Genomic DNA, 21,692 nt, shown 5'->3' on the forward strand with positions numbered 1-21,692 from the left:
CCTCGCAGACACCCCGAGCATGCGCGCGTGGAGTCACCCCTCGGCCGAAAAGCGTTCCGCCGCCGCCCCCAGCGCACCACCGCAGCCTTCAACGCCGGAAGTGGGCCCGACTCCCCACCGGGTGCGCATCATTCCCGGCCCCTGGCCCCCGCCCCCGGCAACGGCCCCGCGGCCCAGGACCCGTGTGGTCCCGCACCCGTCCCGGAGGGGTTACGCCTCGGCCGGGTGGCGGACGTTCGCGCGGACCCAGTCGACGATCGACGTCGTGGTGGCGCCCGGCGTGAAGATCTCGGCCACGCCCTTCGCCTTCAGCGGCGGGATGTCGTCCTCCGGGATGATGCCGCCGCCGAAGACCAGGATGTCCTCCGCGTCGCGCTCCTTCAGTAGGTCGATCACCTTCACGAAGAGCGTGTTGTGCGCCCCGGACAGGATCGACAGGCCGATCGCGTCCGCGTCCTCCTGGATCGCGGTGTCGACGATCTGCTCGGGGGTCTGGTGGAGGCCCGTGTAGATGACCTCCATGCCCGCGTCACGGAGCGCACGGGCGATCACCTTCGCGCCGCGGTCGTGGCCGTCGAGACCCGGCTTGGCCACCACCACACGGATCGGACCGGTCACACCCATCACTGCCTCCATGCCGACTGCGCTGTCGAAGTAAACGAACGTTAAGGACAGCATCCCGCACGCCACCGTTTCGCGGCACTCCCCGAGGGGGAAATCACACGGTGGGACACGATCGCAAGGGGAGCCGCGACGAGGTCGCCACGCCACCGTGCCGTCAGCCGCGCGGCGCGGTGGCGTGGCATGCCGATGCCGAACTCCGGAGATCATTTCGGGAGGACGGCCATGGGCCTGTCACACAAGCTGCCGACGACCGCACTCCGCGCCACCGTGCTGGAACTGGCCATCCTCACCGCCCACCTGCTGGTGTACCCCACGGGCGTGCTCGCGGAGCGCCGACCCGCCGCACCCAGGCCCCCGCACCCGGACGAGGTTCCGCTGCGCGGCGCGCCGCGCCCGCCGGTGATCCTGCTGCACGGCTTCACGGACAACCGCTCCGTCTTCCTCCTGCTGCGTCGCATCCTCGCGGAGGGCGGCCGCCACCACGTCGAGGCGCTGAACTACTCCCCGCTCACCACCGACCTCCGCGCCGCCGCCCGCCGGCTGGCCCGGCAGGTCGAGGAGGTGCTCGCCCACACCGGGCAGGACCGCGTGGACCTGGTCGGCCACAGCCTCGGCGGCCTGGTCGCGCGGTACTACGTCCAGCGGCTCGGCGGCGACGCCCGGGTCCGCACGGTGGTCACCCTGGGCACGCCGCACCACGGCACCCGGATCGCGCCCCTGATGGACGCCCACCCGCTGGTGCGTCAGATGCGCCCGGACTCACCGGTCCTCACGGAGCTTGCAGCCCCGGCCCCCGGCTGCCGGACCCGGTTCGCCTGCTTCTGGACGGATCTGGACCAGTTGATGGTGCCGGTGACGGCCGCCCGCCTCGACCACCCCGACCTGATCACCGAGAACATCCGGGTCACCGGCATCGGACACCTCGCGCTGCCGGCACACCCCGCCGTGGCGGCGCACGTCCGCCGGATCCTCTCCGGCGACGCGCCCGGGACGCTCCTGGAGTCGGGCCCGGCGTCCGGTTCGTTCTCGGTCGCCTGATTCCCCCCGCACACCCGGGACCATCCGGCTCTTTTCGGCCAACACCCAGCGAAAATCGTTCGAACGCGATTCGAACCTCAGGGCAAGCCTCGGCTTCGGGTCGGCCGAAAGGCGGCTGAATGCCCGGTTCCTGAATGCCCAAAACCTGCCGAAGATTGTCGACGCCTGTAACCGCCGGGTACAGTCACGCCACTGCTCTCCTCCGGGGAACCTCTCACCTCCCCGGCCACCCAGGCCCCCACCGCCGAGGCGAAAGAGAAGTTGGTGAACGACCGCCCATCGTCGGGCCACTACCCGCATGCCGGGTACGACGGCCTTTCCACCAGCACCTTCGCCGGTGACCCGCTCTTCGGGTCCCTCGACAGCGGCTACGGAACGCAGCAGGCGGCCTACCCCTCGTACGAGTACGACCCCTACGGGGCGTACGGCGCACAGCAGCCGCACGAGGCCTACGGCACCCAGGACACGGCCTACGCGACCGGCTACGACGCCGGGCAGTCGGGCCACTACGACGCCACCGCCTGGACCTCGCAGGAGAGCTACCTCGGCGCCATCCCGGCCCAGCTGACCCCGGACGACACCACCGGCCAGTGGGACGCGAACGCCTGGCAGACCGCGCACCAGCAGCAGCCCGAACCGTTCGCGTACGACCCCTCGGGCCAGCACTCCGGCCACTGGGCGACGCCGGGCTCCGAGACCGGCACGTACGACGCCACCGCCTGGAACGGCGGCTACGAGCCCGCTTACGACACGACGACGGCCGCCTACGACGCGACCGCGACGGCCTACGACACCTCGGCCGACCCGTACGCGCAGCAGCAGTATCCGGAGCACCAGCCCGCCCAGCAGTACGACGCCACGCAGACCTACGTCGACCTCTCCACGTACTCCGAGTACTCCGAGCCGACGCCGGCCGCACCGCCCGCCCCGGAGTCCGAGGGCCCCGCGGTCGAGGGCCCGTCCGCCGACCAGGTCGCCTTCGCTGCCGCCGCCACGATGGTCGGCGAGATCGAGCTGGACTTCGACTTCGAGGCGGAGGACCCGGCCCCCGAGGCCGCGGACACCATCCCCGAGACCGTCACCCCCGCGCCCCGCGCCGCCCGCCGCGCGGCCGCCGCCCAGAGCGGCAGCCGCGGCCGCCGCCGCACCCCCGCCAAGCGCTCCGCGCTGCTGACCGTCGCCGTGCCCTCGGCCTGCGTCATGGGCGTGGCCGGCGTCGCCGCCGCCTCGGTCGGCGGACTGACGGGCCAGGCCCCCGTCGAGGAGACCAAGACCCTCTCCGCTCCCGACCCGGCCTCGGTCAAGCCCGTCGCCGCCAACAGCAAGCTCGACACCCAGCTCGCCGCGCTCAGCGCCGACGCGGGTGACTTCGCGGACCGCGCGAGCCGCACACAGGAACGTATCGACCTGCGTGAACGCGCGGAGCAGGAGCGCAAGAAGCGCGCGGAGGAGGCGGCCCGCAAGGAGGCGCTGCGTCCCAAGTTCGCGCTCCCGGTGGCCCGTCACGGCCTGAGCGCCATGTACGGCCAGTCCGGCGTCAACTGGATGTCGCTGCACACCGGAATCGACTTCCCGGTCTCCTACGGCACGCCGGTCATGGCCGCCACCGACGGCACCGTGCGCACCCAGTGGAACAGCGCCTACGGGAACATGGCCATAGTCACCGCCCCCGACGGCACCGAGACCTGGTACTGCCACCTGAGCAGCACGCGCTTCCGGTCCGGCACCGTCAAGGCCGGCGACGTCATCGCGTACTCGGGCAACTCCGGCAACTCCACCGGCCCGCACCTCCACTTCGAGGTGCGTCCGGGCGGCGGCGCCTCGATCAACCCGCTGACGTGGCTCCGCAGCCACGGCCTCGACCCGACGTAGGACGGACCACCGACCTCGAAAAGGGGGAGGGCCCGGGCTTCCCAGCCCGGGCCCTCCCCCTTTTTCGCGTCCTGCGCGTCAGAGCTTCTGCACCGGCGCGTACCGCAGCAGCAGCCGCTTGGGCTTGGCGTCCCCGAAGTCGATGGTGGCCTGCGCGTCCGCGCCCACCCCCTTGACCTCCATGACGGTCCCCAGCCCGAACTGGTCGTGGGTGACCCGGTCCCCCACCGACAGCGAGATCACCGGCTTGTCGGCGGCCCGGCGCGTGGCGAAGCCGGAGGGCCCGGCCTTGGTCCGCGAGGTGGACAGGAAGGCCTCCGGCGAGGTCCCGAAGGAAGCCCGGCCGCCGCGCGAGCCCAGCCCCGACACGGGACCGGCGGGCTTCTGCGCGCCGGTGCGCTTCCACTCCAGGTACTTCTCCGGGATCTCCTCCAGGAAGCGCGAGGGCGGGTTGTACGAGGGCGTGCCCCACGCGCTGCGCATCGACGAGCGCGTGAGGTACAGCCGCTCGCGGGCGCGCGTGATGCCGACGTACGCCAGCCGCCGCTCCTCCTCCAGCTCCTTGACCTGGCCGAGGGCCCGCATGTGCGGGAAGACGCCGTCCTCCATGCCGGTCAGAAACACCACGGGGAACTCGAGGCCCTTGGCGGTGTGCAGCGTCATCAGCGTGATGACGCCGCTGCCCTCCTCGTCCTCGTCGGGGATCTGGTCGGAGTCGGCGACCAGGGCCACCTGCTCCAGGAACTCGGCCAGGGTCCCGGTGGCCGCACCGGCCGCCGCACCGCCTGCAGCAGCGCCGCCCGCGGCGCCGTCCGCGCCCTGAGCGCCGTCCGCCGCCTCCGCGGCCGCCCCGCGCTCCTGCTCGAACTCCAGCGCCACGGCCGCGAGTTCCTGGAGGTTCTCGATCCGGGTCTCGTCCTGCGGGTCGGTGGAGGCCTGCAGCTCGGCGAGGTAGCCCGTACGCTCCAGGACCGCCTCCAGCACCGTGGCCGGGCCCGCACCGGACTCGACGATGGTGCGCAGCTCCTCCATCAGCACGTTGAAGCGCTTGACGGCGTTGGCCGAGCGCGCGGCCATGCCGTACGCCTCGTCCACGCGCCGCAGGGCCTGCGGGAAGGTGATCCGCTCGCGGTGGGCGAGGGCGTCGATCATCGCCTCGGCGCGCTCGCCGATGCCGCGCTTGGGGACGTTCAGGATCCGGCGGAGCGGGACGTTGTCCTCGGGGTTCGCGAGGACCCGCAGGTAGGCCAGGATGTCCCGGACCTCCTTGCGCTCGTAGAAGCGCACGCCGCCGACGACCTTGTACGGCAGCCCGACCCGGATGAAGATCTCCTCGAACACCCGGGACTGGGCGTTGGTGCGGTAGAAGACCGCCACGTCGCCGGCCTTCGCGTGGCCCGCGTCCGTGAGGCGGTCGATCTCGTCCGCGACGAACTGCGCCTCGTCGTGCTCGGTGTCCGCGACGTACCCCGTGATGTTCGCGCCGGTGCCGGCGTCGGTCCACAGGTTCTTCGGGCGGCGGTTCTCGTTCCGCTCGATGACGGCGTTGGCCGCGGAGAGGATCGTCTGGGTGGAGCGGTAGTTCTGCTCCAGCAGGATCGTCGTGGCCTCGGGGTAGTCCTCCTCGAACTGGAGGATGTTGCGGATGGTCGCGCCGCGGAAGGCGTAGATGGACTGGTCCGCGTCACCCACCACGCACAGCTCGGCCGGGGGCAGGTCGTCGTAGCCGGCGCCGACCAGTTCGCGTACGAGTGTGTACTGGGCGTGGTTGGTGTCCTGGTACTCGTCCACCAGGACGTGCCGGAAGCGGCGGCGGTAGTGCTCGGCCACGTCCGGGAAGGCCTGGAGGAGGTGGACCGTGGTCATGATGATGTCGTCGAAGTCGAGGGCGTTGGCCTCGCGCAGCCGGGCCTGGTACATCGCGTAGGCCTGGGCCAGGGTCTTCTCGAACCCTCCCCCGGACTCCGTCTGGGAGGTGCCCCCAGCCACCTGGTCGGCGAAGGCTTCCTCGTCGATCAGCTCGTTCTTGAGGTTGGAGATCTTGGCGTTGAAGGACTTCGGCGGGAACTTCTTCGGGTCCAGGTCCAGGTCGCGGCAGACCAGGGCCATCAGGCGCTTGGAATCGGCCGCGTCGTAGATCGAGAAGGACGAGGTGAAGCCGAGCCGCTTGGACTCGCGGCGCAGGATGCGGACGCAGGCGCTGTGGAAGGTGGACACCCACATCGCGTTCGCCCGCGGGCCGACCAGGCCCTCGACGCGCTCCTTCATCTCACCGGCGGCCTTGTTGGTGAAGGTGATCGCGAGGATCTGGCCGGGGTGGACGTTGCGCGCGGCCAGCAGGTGGCCGATCCGGTGGGTGAGCACGCGCGTCTTGCCGGAGCCGGCTCCGGCCACGATGAGCAGCGGCGATCCCGCGTGCACCACGGCGGCGCGCTGCTCTTCGTTCAGCCCGTCGAGCAGGGCGGCCGGGTCGATGACCGGCTTGGGCGCGCCGTCGCGGTAGTACGCGTCACCGGTCATGGGCACGTCGAACTTCCCGCCGAACAGGTCGTCCGCGGGCTCCTCCGGGCCGTATTCCTCGGGGGGCGGCGGGGGCTCCTCGCCGGAGGGGCTCAGGTCCGCCAGGAAGCTGTCGTCAAAGAGGCTGCTCATCGCCTTCCGAGTCTAGGGGCCCGCACCGACAGCGTGGCCCGTGTTCCGGGAGGGGAGACGCGTCACACACGGACGGTGACGGTGCGGGGCGGGTGCGTGACCCTCCGCGCGGACCCTTCCCAGCCGTCCCGCCCGGCGCTAGCGTGCTCCGCCAAGTCGCCCCGGAAGGACGTGCTGGCCGTGTCCCACCGCAAGCCGCGCACCCCGATGCGCACGACCGCCCCCGCCCTCGGCGCCTCCGCCGCCCTCGCCTCGGTGGGCCTGCTGGCCCAGACCGCCGCGGCGGCGCCCGCGGTGCCGGGGCCGCGCCCGTCGGTGGAGGAGGTGCGGCGGCAGGTGGACGGACTGTACCGGCAGGCGGGCGCGGCGACGCAGCGCTACGACGCGGCGAAGGAACGTACGGACGCCCAGCGGGCCGCGGCGGACGCCGTGATGGAGCGGGTGGCCAGGAACGCGCAGCGGCTCAACGAGGCCCGGCGCCGGCTCGGCAGCCTCGCGGCCGCCCGGTACCGCAGCGGCGGCCTGGGCGACACGGCCACGCTGCTGCTGGCCGACGACCCACAGGCGTACTTCGCGCAGCAGCACCTGCTGGCCCGGCTCGGCGGCGAGGAGCGGGACGCCCTGGCGGGCCTCGCCGCGCGGCAGGCGGCGGCCTCGCGGGAGCGCGCCGAAGCGGCGGAGCGCCTCGCGGAGCTGAGCGCTTCCCAGACCGAGCTGCGGCGGCGCAAGGCCGAGGTGCAGGCGAAGCTGGCCGCGGCGCGCGGGCTGCTGGCCCGGCTCACGGCCGAGGAACGGGCCAGGCTCGCGGAGCTGGAGCGGGCGGAGGAGGCCCGGCGGCGGGCGGACGCGCAGCGCGCGGCGGCGCGGCGCGAGGCGGAGGCGCAGCGGGAGCGGCGGGACCCGGGCACCCCGGCACCCACGCCCTCGACGCGCGGGGCGCGGGCGGTGGCCTTCGCGCGGGCGCAGCTGGGCAAGCCGTACGTGTGGGGGGCGACCGGCCCGGCCTCGTACGACTGCTCCGGGCTGACCCAGGCCGCCTGGCGGGCGGCCGGCGTGGACCTGCCGCGCACCACCTGGGAGCAGGTCGAGGCGGGACCCAGGATCGCGACGGCGGACCTGGTCCCGGGCGACCTGGTCTTCTTCTACGACGACATCTCGCACGTGGGGCTGTACATCGGGGGCGGCCGGATGATCCACGCGCCGCGCCCCGGCGCGTACATCCGCGAGGACTCGATCCACTACCAGCCGATGTACGGCAGGGTCCGGCCCTCCTGAGGGCCGGACCACGACGGCCACGTGATCGTCTTCGCCCGCCTCACGGAGGTGCGCTGGACGCGGCCGGCCCGCCCGGGCCGGCCGGGGCGGCTCAGGTCCAGAGGACGGCGATGAAGACGTTGGCCAGGGTCAGGCCGCCGACGGCGCCGAACATGCCCTTCGGCACGCTCTCCTCGTCCCGCTTCACGTAGACCAGCGCGAGGATGACGAACAGGATCGCCAGCTTCACACCGATCTTGATGTTGTTGAGGCTGTGGTCCTGCATCTCGTTGAAGCCGACCAGGGCCACGCCCGTCACCAGCATCGTCAGCGCGCCGTGCAGCATCGCGGGGACGAACCTGGCCGTGCCGGCGCCCATCGCCTTCATCTGGGTGAGGAACCCGCCCAGCAGCGAGGCGATGCCGACGATGTGGAGCCCGACGAAGACATTGGTGAGTACGTCCATGCGGCGAGCCTACGGTCCGGGCGATTCCGGGCCCGCGCAGGGGTCGGTTCCGTCAGTTCCGGTCATCGGCCCCTAGGACTGGATCACTTCCGGTCATCTCGTCATCCGGCCGTTACCTGGAGGTTTAGCGTCCTCCCCCAAGAAGCCGTGCCCCTCGGGGCGCCGCGCCTACGGAAGGACGTGAGTGCCCTCGTGGCCAGTCATCGAAAGCCCAGGCAGCGCCCGCTGACCGGCGGCACCGTGAGGACCGCCGCCACCCTCGCCCTCGCGGGCGCTGCGACCGCCACCCTGTTCGACGGCTCCTCACAGGCGGAGCCCGGCCTCACACCGGCCCAGGTGAAGGCCAAGGTGGACCGCCTGTACGAGGAGGCCGAAGCGGCCACCGAGCAGTACAACGGGGCGAGGGAGAAGACCGGCAGGGCCCAGCGCTCGCTCGACGCGCTGCGCGACGAGGCCGCCCGGAAGACCGCGAAGCTCAACACCGCGCGGAACGCCCTCGGTTCGCTCGCCGCCTCGCAGTACCGCAGCGGGAGCCTCGGCCCCGCCATGCAGCTGGCCCTCGCGGACGACCCCGAGGAGTACCTGGCCAGGGCCGCGCTGATCGAGCGCGCGGGCGACCGGAACGCCGCCGAGATCGCCGCCGTGCGCCGCCAGGTGGGCGAGGTGCGCGCCCTCCAGGACAAGGCCGCCACCACGCTGGCCGAACTCCGCACCCAGCAGACCCGGCTAGCCCGCCACAAGGCCACCGTCGAGGGCAAACTGGCCGAGGCCAAGCGGCTGCTGAACCGGCTCACCGCCGAGCAGCGCGCCCGGATCGAGGCCGAGGACGGCCACGGCGGCGGCTCGGCCGATCCGGCCCGTGCGGCCCGTTCGGCAGGCCGGACCGTGGCGCCGCCACCGGCCAAGGCGGTCGCGGCGCCCAGCTCGCGCGCCGCCCAGGCGGTGGCCTTCGCGTACGGGGCGATCGGCAAGCCGTACGTGTGGGGGGCGACCGGTCCGAACGCGTACGACTGCTCGGGGCTGACCCAGGCCGCCTGGCGGTCGGCCGGGGTGACGCTGCCCAGGACGACGTACACGCAGATCAACACGGGCAGCCGGATTTCGCGCAGCCAACTCGCCCCTGGTGACCTGGTGTTCTTCTACTCCGGGGTGAGTCACGTGGGGTTGTACATCGGCGGCGGCAAGATGATCCACGCCCCGCGCCCGGGCAGCACCGTGCGGGTGGCGTCGATCGACGACATGCCCTGGGCGGGGGCGGCCCGGCCCGTCTGACGGGCCGCGCCGGGCGCCCCTCCCCCGGCGGGGCGCTACTCGGCCTCGACGGTCTCGCTGACGGTCCGCTTGGCCAGCTCGTCGAGCAGGGCGCCGAGTTCGTCGGCGAGGCCCTCAGGAGCGGTGAAGGCGCCCCCGGCGACGTGCTCGTGGATGGCGGGCACGGCGATCCGGCGGTCGGCCGGCTTGAGGCCGAGGTTGCCGAGGACCGGGAGGATCATCTCGACGGCCGGGGTGCCGCCCGTGGGGCCGGCGGTGTAGCTGACGAGACCGACCGGCTTGCCCTTCCACTCCGCGTAGAGGTGGTCGAGGGCGTTCTTCAGGGGCGCGGTGAAGCCGCCGTTGTACATCGGCATGACGAAGACGAAGGCGTCGGCCGCGCCGGCGACGGCGCTCCAGTCGCGGGTGTGCTGGTGGTGGTAGATGCCCGTGGAGGCGTACTCGGGCTCGTCGAGGAGCGGCAGGGCCAGCTCTCCGAGATCCGTGAACTCCACCTGGAAGCCGGCGTGGGCGCGGGCGGTGTCGGTGATCCAGCGGGCGAAGGGGCGGCCGTTGGAGGCGGTGCGGGTGCTGGCGGACAGAACGAGCAGGCGCGGCATGGGAGCCCTCCGGGTACAGGAGATTGTTGACGTGTCATCAATTGACCGAGCCCATGGAACCCCGAACTTGATGACATGTCAACTAGATAGGTGACACGTCACCTACTGGGCTAGAGTGAAAGCATGACCGAATCCGCCTCCCCCGGGCCCCGCTGGCTGACCAGCCGGGAGCAGGACGCGTGGTACGCGTGGCGGCGGATGTTTCCCCTGGTCAACGCGGAGATCTCGCGCGACCTCGGCACGGACAGCAACCTCTCCGAGCCGGATTACGACGTACTGTCCGTGCTCAGCGGGACCGACGGCACCCGGATGCGGATCACGGCGCTGGCCGAACTGATGCAGTGGTCCCGGAGCCGGCTGTCCCACCACCTCACCCGGATGGAGCAGCGCGGGCTGGTCCGTCGCGAGGAGGTCGCGGGGGACGGCCGAGGCGCCGAGGTGGTGCTGACCGATGCGGGCCTGGCCACGATCCGGGAGGCGGCGCCGCTGCACGTCGCCTCGGTCCGGCGCCACCTGATCGACCTGCTCACCCCCGAGGAGCTGGAGACGCTGGCCGGCATCGGCGAGAACATCGCGCGGCGCCTGGGGGTGCGGAGGAAGTCCTGAGGCCCAGGTCCGGGCCTCCCGGTCAGACCAGCCGGCGCGCGGTGGCCCAGCGGGTCAGTTCGTGCCGGTTGGACAGCTGGAGCTTGCGCAGCACCGCGGAGACGTGCGACTCGACCGTCTTCACCGAGATGAACAGCTGCTTGGCGATCTCCTTGTACGCGTACCCGCGCGCGATCAGCCTGAGCACCTCGCGCTCCCGCTGCGTCAGCCGGTCCAGGTCCTCGTCCACCGGCGGCGCGTCCGTCGAAGCGAAGGCGTCCAGCACGAAGCCCGCCAGGCGGGGCGAGAACACCGCGTCCCCGTCCTGCACCCGGAAGATCGAGTCGACCAGGTCGGTGCCCGTGATCGTCTTGGTGACGTACCCGCGGGCGCCGCCCCGGATCACGCCGATGACGTCCTCGGCCGCGTCCGAGACCGAGAGCGCCAGGAAGCGCACGGGCTGCTCGGCCGCCGCCATCAGCGGGGCGCACCGCCTCAGCACCTCGACGCCGCCGCCGCCCGGCAGGTGGACGTCGAGCAGGACCACCTCGGGGCGGGTGGCCGTGATGACCGTGACCGCCTGGTCCACGTCGGCCGCCTCGCCGACGACCTCGACCCCGGTCCGCCCGGTCTCGCCGATCTCCGCCTGGACGCCCGCGCGGAACATCCGGTGGTCGTCGACGAGCACCACCCGGACCCTGCGGTCCGTCCCGCCCGTCGCAGTGCCGTCCTCGCTCATGCCCTCTACCCCGCTCATTGCGGCGCCCTCTCCATCTCCAGCTCGACTTCCGTGCCGCCGTCGGGCACGGACCGCAGCCGCGCGGTCCCGCCGTTCCGCTGCATCCGGCCGATGATCGATTCTCGTACGCCCATCCGGTCGTCCGGTACCGCGTCGAGGTCGAAACCGGGTCCCCGGTCGCGGACCGACACGAAGACCGTGTCCCCTTCGACCTCCGCGTACACCTGTACCGGGCCGCCCTGGCCACCGTACTTCGCGGCGTTCACCATCGCCTCGCGCGCGGCCTGGACCTGGGCGCCCAGGCGTTCGTCGAGCGGGCAGTCGCCGACCACCACGACCTCGATCGGGACGCCGTGGTGGTCCTCGACCTCCGCGGCCGCCTTCTTGACCGCCTCCGCCAGCGTCTCCGGCGCCTCGGCCTCGTCCTTGCCGGTGCCCTCCGGCTTGTACAGCCAGTTGCGCAGCTCGCGCTCCTGGGCACGGGCCAGCCGTCGCACCTCGCCCGCCTCCTCCGCGTTCCGCTGGATGAGCGTGAGCGTGTGGAGCACCGAGTCGTGGACATGGGCGGCCACCTCGGCGCGCTCCTGGGCGCGGATGCGCATCAGGCGCTCCTCGGAGAGGTCCTGGGTCATCCGGATCAGCCAGGGACCGGCCAGCAGCGCGATGCCGACGAGGACGGCGAGGGCCGCGGTCAGGACGTTCCCCAACTGGGCCGCCGAGCCGCGGACCACGATGAACACGGTGACGCCGACCCCGACGAGGGCCACCCCGGCCAGCGCCCGGGCCAGGGGAAGGAGCCTGCTGTGGCGGCGCGACACGTCGCTCCAGTGGGCCCGCCTCGCGTTGTCCGCCTGCCGCCAGACCAGGACGACGCCCGCGGCGACGAGCAGCGCGGGCCAGACGTACCGGCCCGACTGGCCGCCGAACTGCACCTTGGAGATGAAGATCGCGGCGCCGGCGGCCAGGGCTATCAGCGCGGCGACCTGGCCCCGCTCGGGCCGGCGGAGCCTGCGGCGTCCGTCGGGCAGCCGCTCGAACGGGGAGCGGTCCTTCCCCGCGGAGCCGCCCACGCCCAGCGGCACGAACACCCAGAACGCGGCGTACAGCAGCACGCCCAGCCCGTCCCCGAACAGGAACAGCGCCAGGAACGCCAGGCGCACCCACAGGACGGGCAGCCCGAGGTGCCCGGCGAGCCCCCGCGCGACGCCGCCCAGCATCCGCCCGTCGGCGCTGCGGTACAGCCTGCGCAGTGGCTGCTCTTCGGGCTCGGGCACGGGGTGCGCGACGCGCGGCGCTGCTGCTGGCATGGCACCGATGGTCACACGTGCGCGCGGCCCGGGGCATCAGGGCATCCCCCCAGTTCTCCCCGGGGGATATCAGGGTTGCGCCAGGGTCAGGCCTGATGTCCCGTGGTTCGCGCGCCCGTCACCATGGAGCCATGACCGAGCCTTCCGACTCCCCGACCCCGGGTTCCGCCGGTGCCCCGTCACCGGAGCGCGGACCGGGCCGCGCGCCGGCGGACCGTGCGTCCCTGCGCCGGCCGCGCGGCAATCGCGTGCTGGCGGGCGTCTGCGGCGGCCTGGGCCGCCACTACGACATAGACCCCGTCGTCTTCCGGGTCGTGCTGGGCGTGCTGGCGGTCACCGGCGGCGTGGGCCTCATCTTCTACGGCTTCGCCTGGCTGCTGCTGCCCGCCGAGGGCGAGGAGGAGAACGAGGCGCGCCGGCTGCTGACCGGCCGGGTCGAGGGCTCCACGCTGGCCGCGCTGCTGACGGCCCTGGTGGGCTGCGCGGTGTTCCTGTCGATGCTGGACAACGGCGGGCTGGGCGTCTTCTCGGCGCTGGTCGTCCTGGCGATGGTCGGCGCCGCCTACTGGTCGCAGAAGCGCCCCGCCGACTCCGGGGACACCAGCCTGGAGGCGTCGGTCGCCGCCCACGTGCGCGCCGAGGCCCCGCCGGAGACCCAGGCGCCGCCCGTCCCGGGCAGCGTCATGTCCTGGTGGCGGGACCCGCTCGTCAAGGACGGCACGACCGGGCCCGTGGGCGTCGGCTACCTCTGGGGACCGCCGGACGCCGCCGGGGTGGACCGCAGCGCGGAGGAGCCGACGCCGTCCTGGGGCGGCACCGCGACCGCGCCCCCGCGCGATGCGGAGCCCCGGCCGGGCGGGATCGGCGGCCGGATCTTCCTGCTCGCACTCCTCGCGGGCGGCCTGGGCACCGGCCTGACCTGGGACACCAGCCCCCTGGGCACCGCCCTGCAGATAGGCCTGGCCTGTGCGCTGGCGGTCTTCGGGCTCGGCATCGCGGTCAGCTCGGTGAAGGGCCGCACCGGGTTCGGGAGCCTGTTCCTGGCCCTCGTCACGGCCGGCCTGCTGATGGGGTCCATGGTGCTGCCGCGCGAGATCGGCACGGAGTGGATGCGGACGTACTGGCGCCCGGCCACGGCGGCGCAGGTGCAGCCGCGGTACGAGGCGGACACCGGCGTGGCGACGCTGGACCTGAGCCGGATCGAGGTGCCGAAGGGCCAGACGCGGGCCGTCTCGGCGGAGATCGGCGCGGGGAAGCTCAAGGTCGTCCTGCCGCCCGGGGTGACCGCCAGGACCGAGATCGACCTGGGCCTCGGGGACATCCGGCTCCCCGGCGAGAAGGCCGACGACATCCAGGTCCACCCCGACCAGCGGAAGTCGGTGACGCTGGAGCCCGCTGCCGGGAGCCGGCCGGGCGGGACCATCGAGCTGGACCTGAAGGCAGGAGTGGGACAGGTGGAGGTGGCCCGTGCGGCGTCATGAGTTCCAGCCGGGACGGCTGATAGCCGGGATCGTGCTGCTGGTGGCCGGCGTGCTGTTCGCCGTGGACGCCCGGGGCGGCCTGGAGATCCCCTGGTGGGTGCTGGTGCCGATGATCGGCGCGGGTCTGTCCCTGGCCGCGCTGGCCGGCTGGGCCGCGTACATCGTGCGCCGCGGGCAGCGCCGGGAGGAGGCGGGCGAGGGCATGCCCTCCGGACCGGGCCGGGGCTACTGAGGCCGGGATCCGGGGGTGGTCCCACCGGACGGGGGCAGCGGCCGGTCCCCCTTGCGCGCGGCGCGCAGCGCGTCGAGCGAGAAGGTGGGCGCCCCGGCGAGCACCAGCGGCAGCCAGGACATCAGGTAGATCAGGTCGTTGCCGTAGTAGTACGGATCGGACTGCCAGCTCACGGTGAGCCAGAGGCTGAGCGAGATCAGCGCTCCGCCGGCGGCGGCCACCCGGGCGAACAGCCCGGCGAGGGTGCCGAGGCCCACCAGGATCTCGCCGATCGCGAGGACCACGGCGAAACCCACCGGCGACAGCAGCGCCAGGTCGACCAGGGCCGGGATGGCGGAGCTGTCCCGCACGGAGTCCATCAGCTCGCCGATCGAGCCCGAGCCGGAGGCCTTCAGGAAGGCCGGGTCCGTCAGCTTGTCCAGCCCGGCGTACACGAAGGTCACGCCGAGGAAGACGCGCAGCGGCAGCAGTGCGTGGCGCGCGGCCCGCGCACGGAGTGCGGCGAGGTCGGAGAGCTTGAATCCGGTCACGCCACCATGTCTACCCGCTCTATTCGGCCACGTCGATGGTGCAGCGGTTGGATTCCACCCCGGCCGCGGTGACCACCTGCACGTCCACCCGCCCGGGCTCCACGTCGGCGGGCACCGGCACGGTCAGGACCTGGTCCGACGGGTTGGCGAAGCCCCCCGCCACCGGCACCAGCGGCACGTGCACGTGCACCGCGCCGATCCGCACCACCAGCCGGGCCAGCATCTCCGGCGTCTGCGCCCCGGCGGGCACGAACCCGACGCCCCGGATCTCGATGTCGTCGCCGGTGCGGATCGCGGCGTCCAGGTCCCCGGGCTCCCGTGTGCGCACCACGGACAGCACCATGGGCCGCGAGCCCTCGGCGTACTTGGCGGCCAGGTACACCCCGGCGGACAGGCCCGTCAGCACCGCCAGCGACCAGGGCAGGTGCGGCAGCCGGTCGGGGTAACGGGCCAGGGACACGGCCACGAAGCCCAGCGTCACGGTGGCCACCAGCACGTACTGCGCGTCGGGCAGGCTCCCCCGCCCGGCGTCGTCGGTGAGCAGGTCCGCCCCGCGCGGCCGGTCGGCCGGCAGCTTCTGCAGCCGCTGCGACAGGATCCGTACGGAGACCACGCGCCGCACCAGCACGGCGACGGCCGAGGTCAGCGCCAGCACCGCGAGCAGCGGCAGCGCCCGCGGCAGCTCCAGCCCGGCGTACAGCGCGTCTCGCTCGGGCCCCGGCGAGCTGGCGGCCAGCCGCAGCGCGGGCAGCAGCGCGGCGAACGCCGTCACCAGCACCCAGGCGCAGGGCACCGCCTTGGACGTGGACAGCCGGTTGTCCTCGCCGACCAGCGGCGCGAGCAGCCCGCCCCTCAGGGTCTGGGCCCGCGCGGCCACGGTGAGCAGCCCGGCCAGCACCAGCGCCGACAGCAGCCCGGCGGTGCGTGCGGTGGACCAGCCCGTCCCGAGGGCGGTGCCGACCTGGACCAGCAGCAGCACGCCGGCCGCGATCCAGACGGCCAGCACCGCGCGCCGCGACAGCAGGTAGAGCCAGGAGTGCCCGGCCTCCCTGCCCCGCTCGGCCACGGTGCGCGCGGCCTGGGTCAGCTCGTCGGAGACCCACTGGCGGGAGGCGCCGGCGGACCGGGCGACGGCGGCGGGCAGCCCCTGGCCGGCGGCGAACTCGTCGCGCTGTTCCAGGAAGGCGGCGACGGCCCTGCGGTGGCCCTCACGGGCCCCGTGCGGACAGTCGTCGCAGGTGCAGCCGCCGCCGTGCGTACTTCGGTGGTGGATCTCTTGGACAGCCACGAACGTGCCGCCTCTCTAACTACCGTGCAGTGCCTGCGAATTGTGCACCACGCCGGGAGTGCTCCGGATTGCGAGCGATGTCAGAGCGGGTGAGCTTGCGTACGTGATGTTGACGCGTGCCGCTGCCACAGGGGCTGGTAGCTGATCCACGCGACCAGGTCGGAGCCCAGCTGCTCGCGGGTGAGCACCGCGTTCTTGTGGTCGATGAGCACCGGCCGCCCGGCGGCCCTGGCGGCCAGCTGGATCCCGCAGCACCGGTCCATGGACACGAACCACCAGGCGGCCGCGTCGACCGAGTCGCCCACCGTCAACAGCCCGTGGTTGCGCAGCACCAGCGCCTTGTGCGGCCCGAGCGCCTCCGCGATCAGCCGGCCCTCCGCCTCACCGGCCGACACCCCGGTGTAGCGGTGCAGCAGGGCGTGGTCCTCGTAGAAGGCGCAGGCCTCCTGGGTGATCGGGTCGAGCGGTGCGCCGAGCGCGGCGAAGGCCCGGCCGTGGTCGGAGTGGGCGTGGGCCACGGCGACCACCTCGGGCCGGGCCCGGTGCACGGCGGCGTGCAGTTCGAACGCGGCCTCGTTGACCCGCTGTTCCCCCTGGAGCACCCGCCCGGCGCCGTCGACCAGCAGCAGGTCCTCGGGGCGGATCAGGGAGAAGGCCGCGCCGAAGGGATTGACCCAGTAGCAGTCGGTGAACTCGGGGTCCCGGGCGGTGATGTGCCCGGACACGCCGTCCTCGAAGCCGAGCGCGCCGAACAGCCGGAGCGCCCCGGCCAGCCGCTCCTTGCGGTACGCGCGCTCCTCCTCGGCGGTCGCGTGCCGGGGCGGCATCGCGAGCCGCAGACGGTCGACGGGCACGGGCGGCGGCAGCTCTGGCATCGGCGCTCCTGGCATCGGGGCTCCTGGCATCGGCGCTCCTGGCATCGGGGCTCCCGGCATCGGGGCTCCTTCGAGACGGCTCGGCTCGCGGCGCAAAGTACCGGCGGCTGCGGCAGGTGGCCAGAGAAACGGCGAGGCCGCCGCCCGCCCGGAAGGGCGGACGGCGGCCTCGGCGGCGTACCGGGGAGTGTCACTCCCATTCGATGGTGCCCGGGGGCGGAACACCTCCGCGTCGGCGGAGAGTGGGCACCTCCCGGCACTCTGTTCCTACTCCCACTCGATGGTGCCCGGCGGCTTGCTGGTGCAGTCGAGGACGACCCGGTTGACGTCCTTGACCTCGTTGGTGATGCGGGTCGAGATGCGGGCGAGCACCTCGTACGGCATCCGGGTCCAGTCGGCGGTCATGGCGTCCTCGGACGAGACCGGGCGCAGCACGATCGGGTGGCCGTACGTGCGGCCGTCACCCTGCACGCCGACGCTGCGGACGTCGGCGAGGAGGACCACCGGGCACTGCCAGATCTCGCGGTCGAGGCCGGCGGCGGTCAGCTCGGCGCGGGCGATCGCGTCGGCCTCGCGCAGCAGGTCCAGGCGCTCCTTGGTGACCTCGCCGACGATGCGGATGCCGAGGCCGGGGCCCGGGAAGGGCTGGCGCTGGACGATCTCCTCGGGCAGGCCGAGGTCCTGGCCGACCATCCGGACCTCGTCCTTGAACAGCTGGCGCAGCGGCTCGACGAGCTTGAACTCCAGGTCCTCGGGGAGGCCGCCGACGTTGTGGTGCGACTTGATGTTCGCGGTGCCGGTGCCGCCGCCGGACTCGACGATGTCCGGGTACAGGGTGCCCTGGACCAGGAACTCCACGGGCTGGTCGTCCGGGGCCTCGGCGATGATCTCGGCCTGGGCCTGCTCGAAGACGCGGATGAACTCGCGGCCGATGATCTTCCGCTTCTCCTCGGGGTCGGAGACCCCGGCGAGGGCGGACAGGAAGCGCTCCTGCGCGTCGACGACCTTCAGCTTGACGCCGGTCGCGGCGACGAAGTCCTTCTCGACCTGCTCGGTCTCGCCCTTGCGCATCAGGCCGTGGTCGACGTACACGCAGGTGAGCTGCGAGCCGATGGCCTTCTGGACCAGCGCCGCGGCGACCGCGGAGTCGACGCCGCCGGAGAGGCCGCAGATGGCGCGCTTGTCGCCGACCTGCTCGCGGATGGCCGCGATCTGCTCCTCGATGACGTTGCCGGTGGTCCAGTCGGGCTTCAGGCCCGCGCCGCGGTAGAGGAAGTGCTCCAGGATCTGCTGGCCGTGCGTGGAGTGCATCACCTCGGGGTGGTACTGCACGCCGTACAGCTTCCGGGCGTCGTTCTCGAAGGCCGCGACCGGCACCACGTTGGTGGAGGCGGTGACGGTGAAGCCCTCCGGCGCGGCGGAGCAGGCGTCGCCGTGCGACATCCACACCGACTGGTGCTCGGGGGTGCCCTCGAAGAGGGTGGAGCCGGTCTTGCTGACGGACAGCGGCGTACGGCCGTACTCGCGGGCGCCGGTGTTGTCGACGGTGCCGCCGAGGGTGGTGGCCATCAGCTGGAAGCCGTAGCACATGCCGAACACCGGAACACCGGAGTCGAACAGGTCACGGGCGGCGTCGAGGGTGGGGGCACCCTCCTCGTACACGGAGGACGGACCGCCGGAGAGGATGACCGCCTTCGGGTTCTTGGCCAGCATCTCGGCGACGGGCATCGTGCTCGGCACGATCTCGCTGTAGACCCGGGCCTCACGGACGCGGCGGGCGATGAGCTGGGCGTACTGCGCGCCGAAGTCGACAACGAGGACGACGTCCGGGGCGGAGGGTGCTTCTGGCACGGCGGGCCTTCCGGCGGGAAAGAGGGTGTTGTTTTGTCGATTCTAACGGGGGCCGTGCGGGCGTATTCGTCTCACCATCCGAAGCGGGCGGGGGCCGGCTCTCGTCTCAGCATCCGAACCCGCTTGGCTCCGGGCGCCGCGTGCGGCAATAATCCGTGCCGTGCGCAAGCAGCTGAGCTTCCTCTTTACCTATGGCACCGGCCGGTCCGGTCGCCATGGGTCCTCGTGATGCTCCGCTTGAGCCACTGAACCCCCAGAGCGCCCCCGGCCGACAGGCCCGGGGCGCTCTGTCGTTCCCGGACTGTCGGCCACCACACCCCGACAGGAGACACCCCATGACGATCACCGCCACCGCCACGCAGACCCGCGCCGAGGCCACCGGTGCCCGGACCGCCGACGCCGCCGAGCTGATCACCGGCGCGCGGGACCGCATCGACGCGCTCGATGACCGGATCATCGGCCTGATCCAGGAGCGGATGGCCGTCTCCGCCGTCATCCAGGAGGCCCGGATCACCTCGGGCGGCCGCCGCGTGAACCTCTCGCGCGAGATGGAGGTCCTGGCGCACTACAGCGAGGCCCTGGGCAAGCCCGGCACCGCGCTGGCGATGACGCTGCTGGAGCTGTGCCGCGGCCGGGTGTGACGGGCGTACGAGGCCGGGTCACCGGTGCGGGAGGCGCCGCGTACGGGCCCACGCGGCCACGCGTTTGTCACCCGTCCGGACCGTGACCGCCCCCGGGGCCCTTCGTTGGTGTGGGTAGTCCGCGCCAGCCAGCCGCGGGCCGCACACACCACGCGTGGCTCCGCTGGAGCGATGAGACGTACGGCCCGTGGACCGTACGTCGTGGGACCTCGCCCCAGCGCGTGACCGGTCGGCAGGGGACAGCAGCCCGGTCACCCAAAAGGACGGCCGGTTCCGGGGACGCCCGGAGCCGGCCGGTCCGGTTCCCCTTCCGTTTCCCTCCCAGGCCCGCGCGGACACCCTCCGCAACGACCGCGCCTCCAGCAGCTGGCCGCAAACGGTCACCCCGGCGGAAATGGTTGCGGGGCGCCGGTCCGTCGAGCACCATGCAGTCACCTGCCACGCGGCGCACCCCCCGGCGCCGCGGATCGGCTCCGGCGCTGCCCTGACGCCGGGCCGACGCACGAAGGGCCCCGCGGACCGTGTCCGCGGGGCCCTTCGGCGTACCGGCGTACGGGCCTGCGCCCCACCGGGACGCGTCAGTGGCGCTGCCCCTGGCGGCGGCGGGCCGCGAAGAAGATCGCCGCACCGCCGGCGACGGTGGCCGCCGCACCGGCCGCGAGCAGACCCGCGTCGCTGCCGGTGTTACCGAGCTGGCCGCCCGGCGTGGCCGACGCGGAGGGCGTCGCGGAGGCGGACGGGGACGCGCTCGCCGAGGGGCTCGCGGAGGCCGTGGCGGAGGCGGTCGGCGTCGGGGACGTGCTCGGGTCCGTCGTCGGGTCGGTCTCGGAGGGGTTCAGCACGAGGACGGCGGTGTTGTTGCCGTGGTTCGGGTCGAACGGGAGCTTGCCGAGCGCCTCGGATCCCTGCCACGCGCCGGTGGTCACGGAGCCCGCCGCGTCGGGGACCACCCTGTCGACCCTCAGCTCGAAGGGGAAGGCGACGGTCTCGTTCTCGTCGACGACGTAGCCGGTGCCGCAGCGGTAGAGCGGCGCGCCGAGCTCCTGCTCGCGCCAGCTGTAGTCGGCGTTGAGGGCCGAGCACCCCTCGGGCTTCTTCGTCACCCGGGCGCCCGTGGGGATCTTGACGTCGACGGTCGCGGCCGGCTCGTCGGAGCGGAGGTTCGCGATCCACGCCGGGCCGTGGTTGCGGAAGCCGAAGGAGGCGCGGACCGTCTGGCCCGCCGCGGCCTTGAGGGAGACCGGGGTGGCGGTGAAGTCGGCCGTGTTGGCGGTGCGGAAGTCGAACTCCTGCTGGTTGTCCCACGGCGTGAGGTCACCGGAGAACTTCGAGGCGGCCGGCTTCAGGCTCAGCTTCGCGCCCGTGCCGGGCGCCTTCAGCGGGGCGGCCCCGTCGGGGGTCTCGTGGATCCGGTAGATGAAGGAGTCGTACCAGGCCCGGTTCGTCGCCCGCAGGTTCAGCGGCTGGTCGAGCTGGTAGACGTACCCCGGCTCGAAGGAGCCCTCGAAGGTGCAGACGGTCGTTCCATAGCCCGCCTGCGGGCCCTCGGGGCGGAACTCGCAGTTGTCGTACTTCTCGACGAACTCCAGGCCGCGCGTGGTCATCAGCTCCAGCACCACGCCGTTGGCCGGGCGGGTGCCCTTGTTGACGAACGCGACCGGGGTGGCCTGCTTGTCGCCGACCTTCATCGCGCTCTTCAGCTTCAGCCGCTGCATCACCAGGTCGGGGCCGCCGACGGTGACCTCGGTGGAGAAGGAGGTGAAGTTGATGCCCGCGGCCTTGCCGGTCACCTTGATGGCGCCGTGGTCACCGAGCTTGCTGCCCTTGGCGGCGGTGAGCTTCAGCTTCACCACGCTCTGCAGGCCGGCGTAGAGGCGGCTGTCGGTGCAGACGAGCCGGTCGCCCGAACGCTCGCAGTCCCGGCTGCCCTCCTCCTTCACGCTGACCTCGGCGACGCCCTTCAGCGCGCTCAGGTCGAACGTGACGGTGTACTCGCCCTCGTAGTCCTTCTCCGTCGGGTTGGTGACCCAGATGTCGGCGGTAGACGCCTTCGGCGCGCTCGTTCCGGAGTACGGGGAGAGGCCGGCCTCGGTGGTGCCGCTCAGGGTGTAGTCGGGGCCGGCGGCCTGTGCGGGGGTGGTCAGCCCAAGGGCCACGAGGCCCGCCGCAGCCAGCAGGGAGATTCGTCTCATGCCCGCTTCGACCAGCGAATCCCGAACAGAGTTGCGTACCGGCAGGTCACGAATTGAGGACGATGATCGAACGGAGCCCCTCATGTGACCCGGATCACAGGGCATTTCCCGGATCCGGCTACAACCATCCCCGCCGAACACGTGTCACCTATGCGGAACCAACGCTCCGGCGTGAGGGGCTGCACCAGGAGGGG

The 21,692-nt window shown here is 72.8% G+C and carries 19 protein-coding genes; 8 read left to right on the forward strand and 11 right to left on the reverse strand.

The genetic code is table 11. The features are described from left to right. Window positions 1-210: 210 nt before the first annotated feature. Entirely contained in the window at window positions 211-624 is a 414-nt protein-coding gene (locus ACIQUQ_RS12195) for a cobalamin B12-binding domain-containing protein (RefSeq protein WP_403974326.1), read from the reverse strand. A gap of 222 nt (window positions 625-846) precedes the next feature. Between ACIQUQ_RS12195 and ACIQUQ_RS12200 the strand changes: the two genes are divergently transcribed. Together ACIQUQ_RS12200 and ACIQUQ_RS12205 are read left to right on the forward strand one after the other, a co-directional pair. Further along, on the forward strand, window positions 847-1,662 hold the full coding sequence (locus ACIQUQ_RS12200; protein ID WP_403974329.1) for an esterase/lipase family protein: 816 nt from the start codon (window positions 847-849) through the stop codon (window positions 1,660-1,662). A 264-nt stretch (window positions 1,663-1,926) separates the two neighbouring features. After that, entirely contained in the window at window positions 1,927-3,534 is a 1,608-nt protein-coding gene (locus tag ACIQUQ_RS12205; protein WP_403974332.1) for a M23 family metallopeptidase, read from the forward strand. Window positions 3,535-3,612: 78 nt separating this feature from the next. On the opposite strand, the gene pcrA is transcribed toward ACIQUQ_RS12205, so the two are convergent. Beyond that, window positions 3,613-6,186, reverse strand: a complete 2,574-nt coding sequence (pcrA, locus tag ACIQUQ_RS12210) for a DNA helicase PcrA (RefSeq protein ID WP_403974335.1) — start codon at window positions 6,184-6,186, stop codon at window positions 3,613-3,615. Window positions 6,187-6,393: 207 nt separating this feature from the next. Here pcrA and ACIQUQ_RS12215 point away from each other — a divergent pair, with 207 nt between their 5' ends. Continuing rightward, complete coding sequence (locus ACIQUQ_RS12215) at window positions 6,394-7,461, forward strand: NlpC/P60 family protein (RefSeq protein ID WP_403974541.1); 1,068 nt, start codon at window positions 6,394-6,396, stop codon at window positions 7,459-7,461. A gap of 91 nt (window positions 7,462-7,552) precedes the next feature. Here ACIQUQ_RS12215 and ACIQUQ_RS12220 read toward each other — a convergent pair whose 3' ends face one another. Then, the gene (locus ACIQUQ_RS12220) at window positions 7,553-7,906 is read right to left on the reverse strand and encodes a hypothetical protein (protein ID WP_399946223.1); all 354 of its coding nucleotides are present in this window, start codon (window positions 7,904-7,906) and stop codon (window positions 7,553-7,555) included. 192 nt (window positions 7,907-8,098) lie between these two features. On the opposite strand from ACIQUQ_RS12220, the gene ACIQUQ_RS12225 reads away from it, so the two are divergent. Further along, window positions 8,099-9,178, forward strand: coding sequence for an NlpC/P60 family protein (locus tag ACIQUQ_RS12225; protein WP_403974338.1), 1,080 nt, complete (start codon window positions 8,099-8,101; stop codon window positions 9,176-9,178). Window positions 9,179-9,213: 35 nt separating this feature from the next. Here the strand turns inward: ACIQUQ_RS12225 and ACIQUQ_RS12230 are convergent, their stop codons facing one another. Next, on the reverse strand, window positions 9,214-9,777 hold the full coding sequence (locus tag ACIQUQ_RS12230; RefSeq protein ID WP_403974340.1) for an NADPH-dependent FMN reductase: 564 nt from the start codon (window positions 9,775-9,777) through the stop codon (window positions 9,214-9,216). A gap of 123 nt (window positions 9,778-9,900) precedes the next feature. On the opposite strand from ACIQUQ_RS12230, the gene ACIQUQ_RS12235 reads away from it, so the two are divergent. Beyond that, on the forward strand, window positions 9,901-10,383 hold the full coding sequence (locus ACIQUQ_RS12235) for a MarR family winged helix-turn-helix transcriptional regulator (protein ID WP_403974342.1): 483 nt from the start codon (window positions 9,901-9,903) through the stop codon (window positions 10,381-10,383). 22 nt (window positions 10,384-10,405) lie between these two features. On the opposite strand, the gene ACIQUQ_RS12240 is transcribed toward ACIQUQ_RS12235, so the two are convergent. Both ACIQUQ_RS12240 and ACIQUQ_RS12245 read right to left on the reverse strand, forming a co-directional pair. Next, window positions 10,406-11,101 carry a LuxR C-terminal-related transcriptional regulator gene (locus tag ACIQUQ_RS12240; RefSeq protein ID WP_403974543.1) on the reverse strand — a complete coding sequence of 232 codons (696 nt, stop codon included), beginning with the start codon at window positions 11,099-11,101 and terminating at the stop codon, window positions 10,406-10,408. A 14-nt stretch (window positions 11,102-11,115) separates the two neighbouring features. Next, complete coding sequence (locus ACIQUQ_RS12245; RefSeq protein WP_403974344.1) at window positions 11,116-12,408, reverse strand: PspC domain-containing protein; 1,293 nt, start codon at window positions 12,406-12,408, stop codon at window positions 11,116-11,118. A gap of 131 nt (window positions 12,409-12,539) precedes the next feature. On the opposite strand from ACIQUQ_RS12245, the gene ACIQUQ_RS12250 reads away from it, so the two are divergent. After that, window positions 12,540-13,889 (forward strand): PspC domain-containing protein, encoded by a 1,350-nt coding sequence (locus ACIQUQ_RS12250; RefSeq protein WP_403974346.1) that lies wholly within the window; start codon window positions 12,540-12,542, stop codon window positions 13,887-13,889. Further along, window positions 13,876-14,121: a hypothetical protein gene (locus tag ACIQUQ_RS12255; protein ID WP_403974349.1), complete on the forward strand. Its 246-nt coding sequence runs from the start codon at window positions 13,876-13,878 to the stop codon at window positions 14,119-14,121. The genes ACIQUQ_RS12250 and ACIQUQ_RS12255 overlap by 14 nt, the downstream gene beginning before the upstream one ends. On the opposite strand, the gene ACIQUQ_RS12260 is transcribed toward ACIQUQ_RS12255, so the two are convergent. From ACIQUQ_RS12260 to guaA, 4 genes are all read right to left on the reverse strand, one after another. Further along, entirely contained in the window at window positions 14,115-14,651 is a 537-nt protein-coding gene (locus ACIQUQ_RS12260; RefSeq protein ID WP_403974351.1) for a TQO small subunit DoxD, read from the reverse strand. The genes ACIQUQ_RS12255 and ACIQUQ_RS12260 overlap by 7 nt on opposite strands. A 19-nt stretch (window positions 14,652-14,670) precedes the next feature. Beyond that, entirely contained in the window at window positions 14,671-15,939 is a 1,269-nt protein-coding gene (locus ACIQUQ_RS12265) for a hypothetical protein (protein ID WP_403974353.1), read from the reverse strand. Between the two features lie 80 nt (window positions 15,940-16,019). Next, complete coding sequence (locus tag ACIQUQ_RS12270) at window positions 16,020-16,814, reverse strand: class II aldolase/adducin family protein (protein ID WP_403974355.1); 795 nt, start codon at window positions 16,812-16,814, stop codon at window positions 16,020-16,022. Window positions 16,815-17,081: 267 nt separating this feature from the next. Further along, window positions 17,082-18,665 (reverse strand): glutamine-hydrolyzing GMP synthase, encoded by a 1,584-nt coding sequence (gene guaA / locus ACIQUQ_RS12275; protein WP_403974357.1) that lies wholly within the window; start codon window positions 18,663-18,665, stop codon window positions 17,082-17,084. 335 nt (window positions 18,666-19,000) lie between these two features. On the opposite strand from guaA, the gene ACIQUQ_RS12280 reads away from it, so the two are divergent. Further along, window positions 19,001-19,306, forward strand: coding sequence for a chorismate mutase (locus ACIQUQ_RS12280; RefSeq protein WP_403974359.1), 306 nt, complete (start codon window positions 19,001-19,003; stop codon window positions 19,304-19,306). Window positions 19,307-19,884: 578 nt separating this feature from the next. Here ACIQUQ_RS12280 and ACIQUQ_RS12285 read toward each other — a convergent pair. Continuing rightward, entirely contained in the window at window positions 19,885-21,498 is a 1,614-nt protein-coding gene (locus tag ACIQUQ_RS12285; protein WP_403974361.1) for a peptidase, read from the reverse strand. Window positions 21,499-21,692: the final 194 nt, after the last annotated feature.

The organism is Streptomyces sp. NPDC101118 (genome assembly GCF_044759445.1).
In the GTDB taxonomy this organism is placed as follows: Bacteria; Actinomycetota; Actinomycetes; order Streptomycetales; family Streptomycetaceae; genus Streptomyces.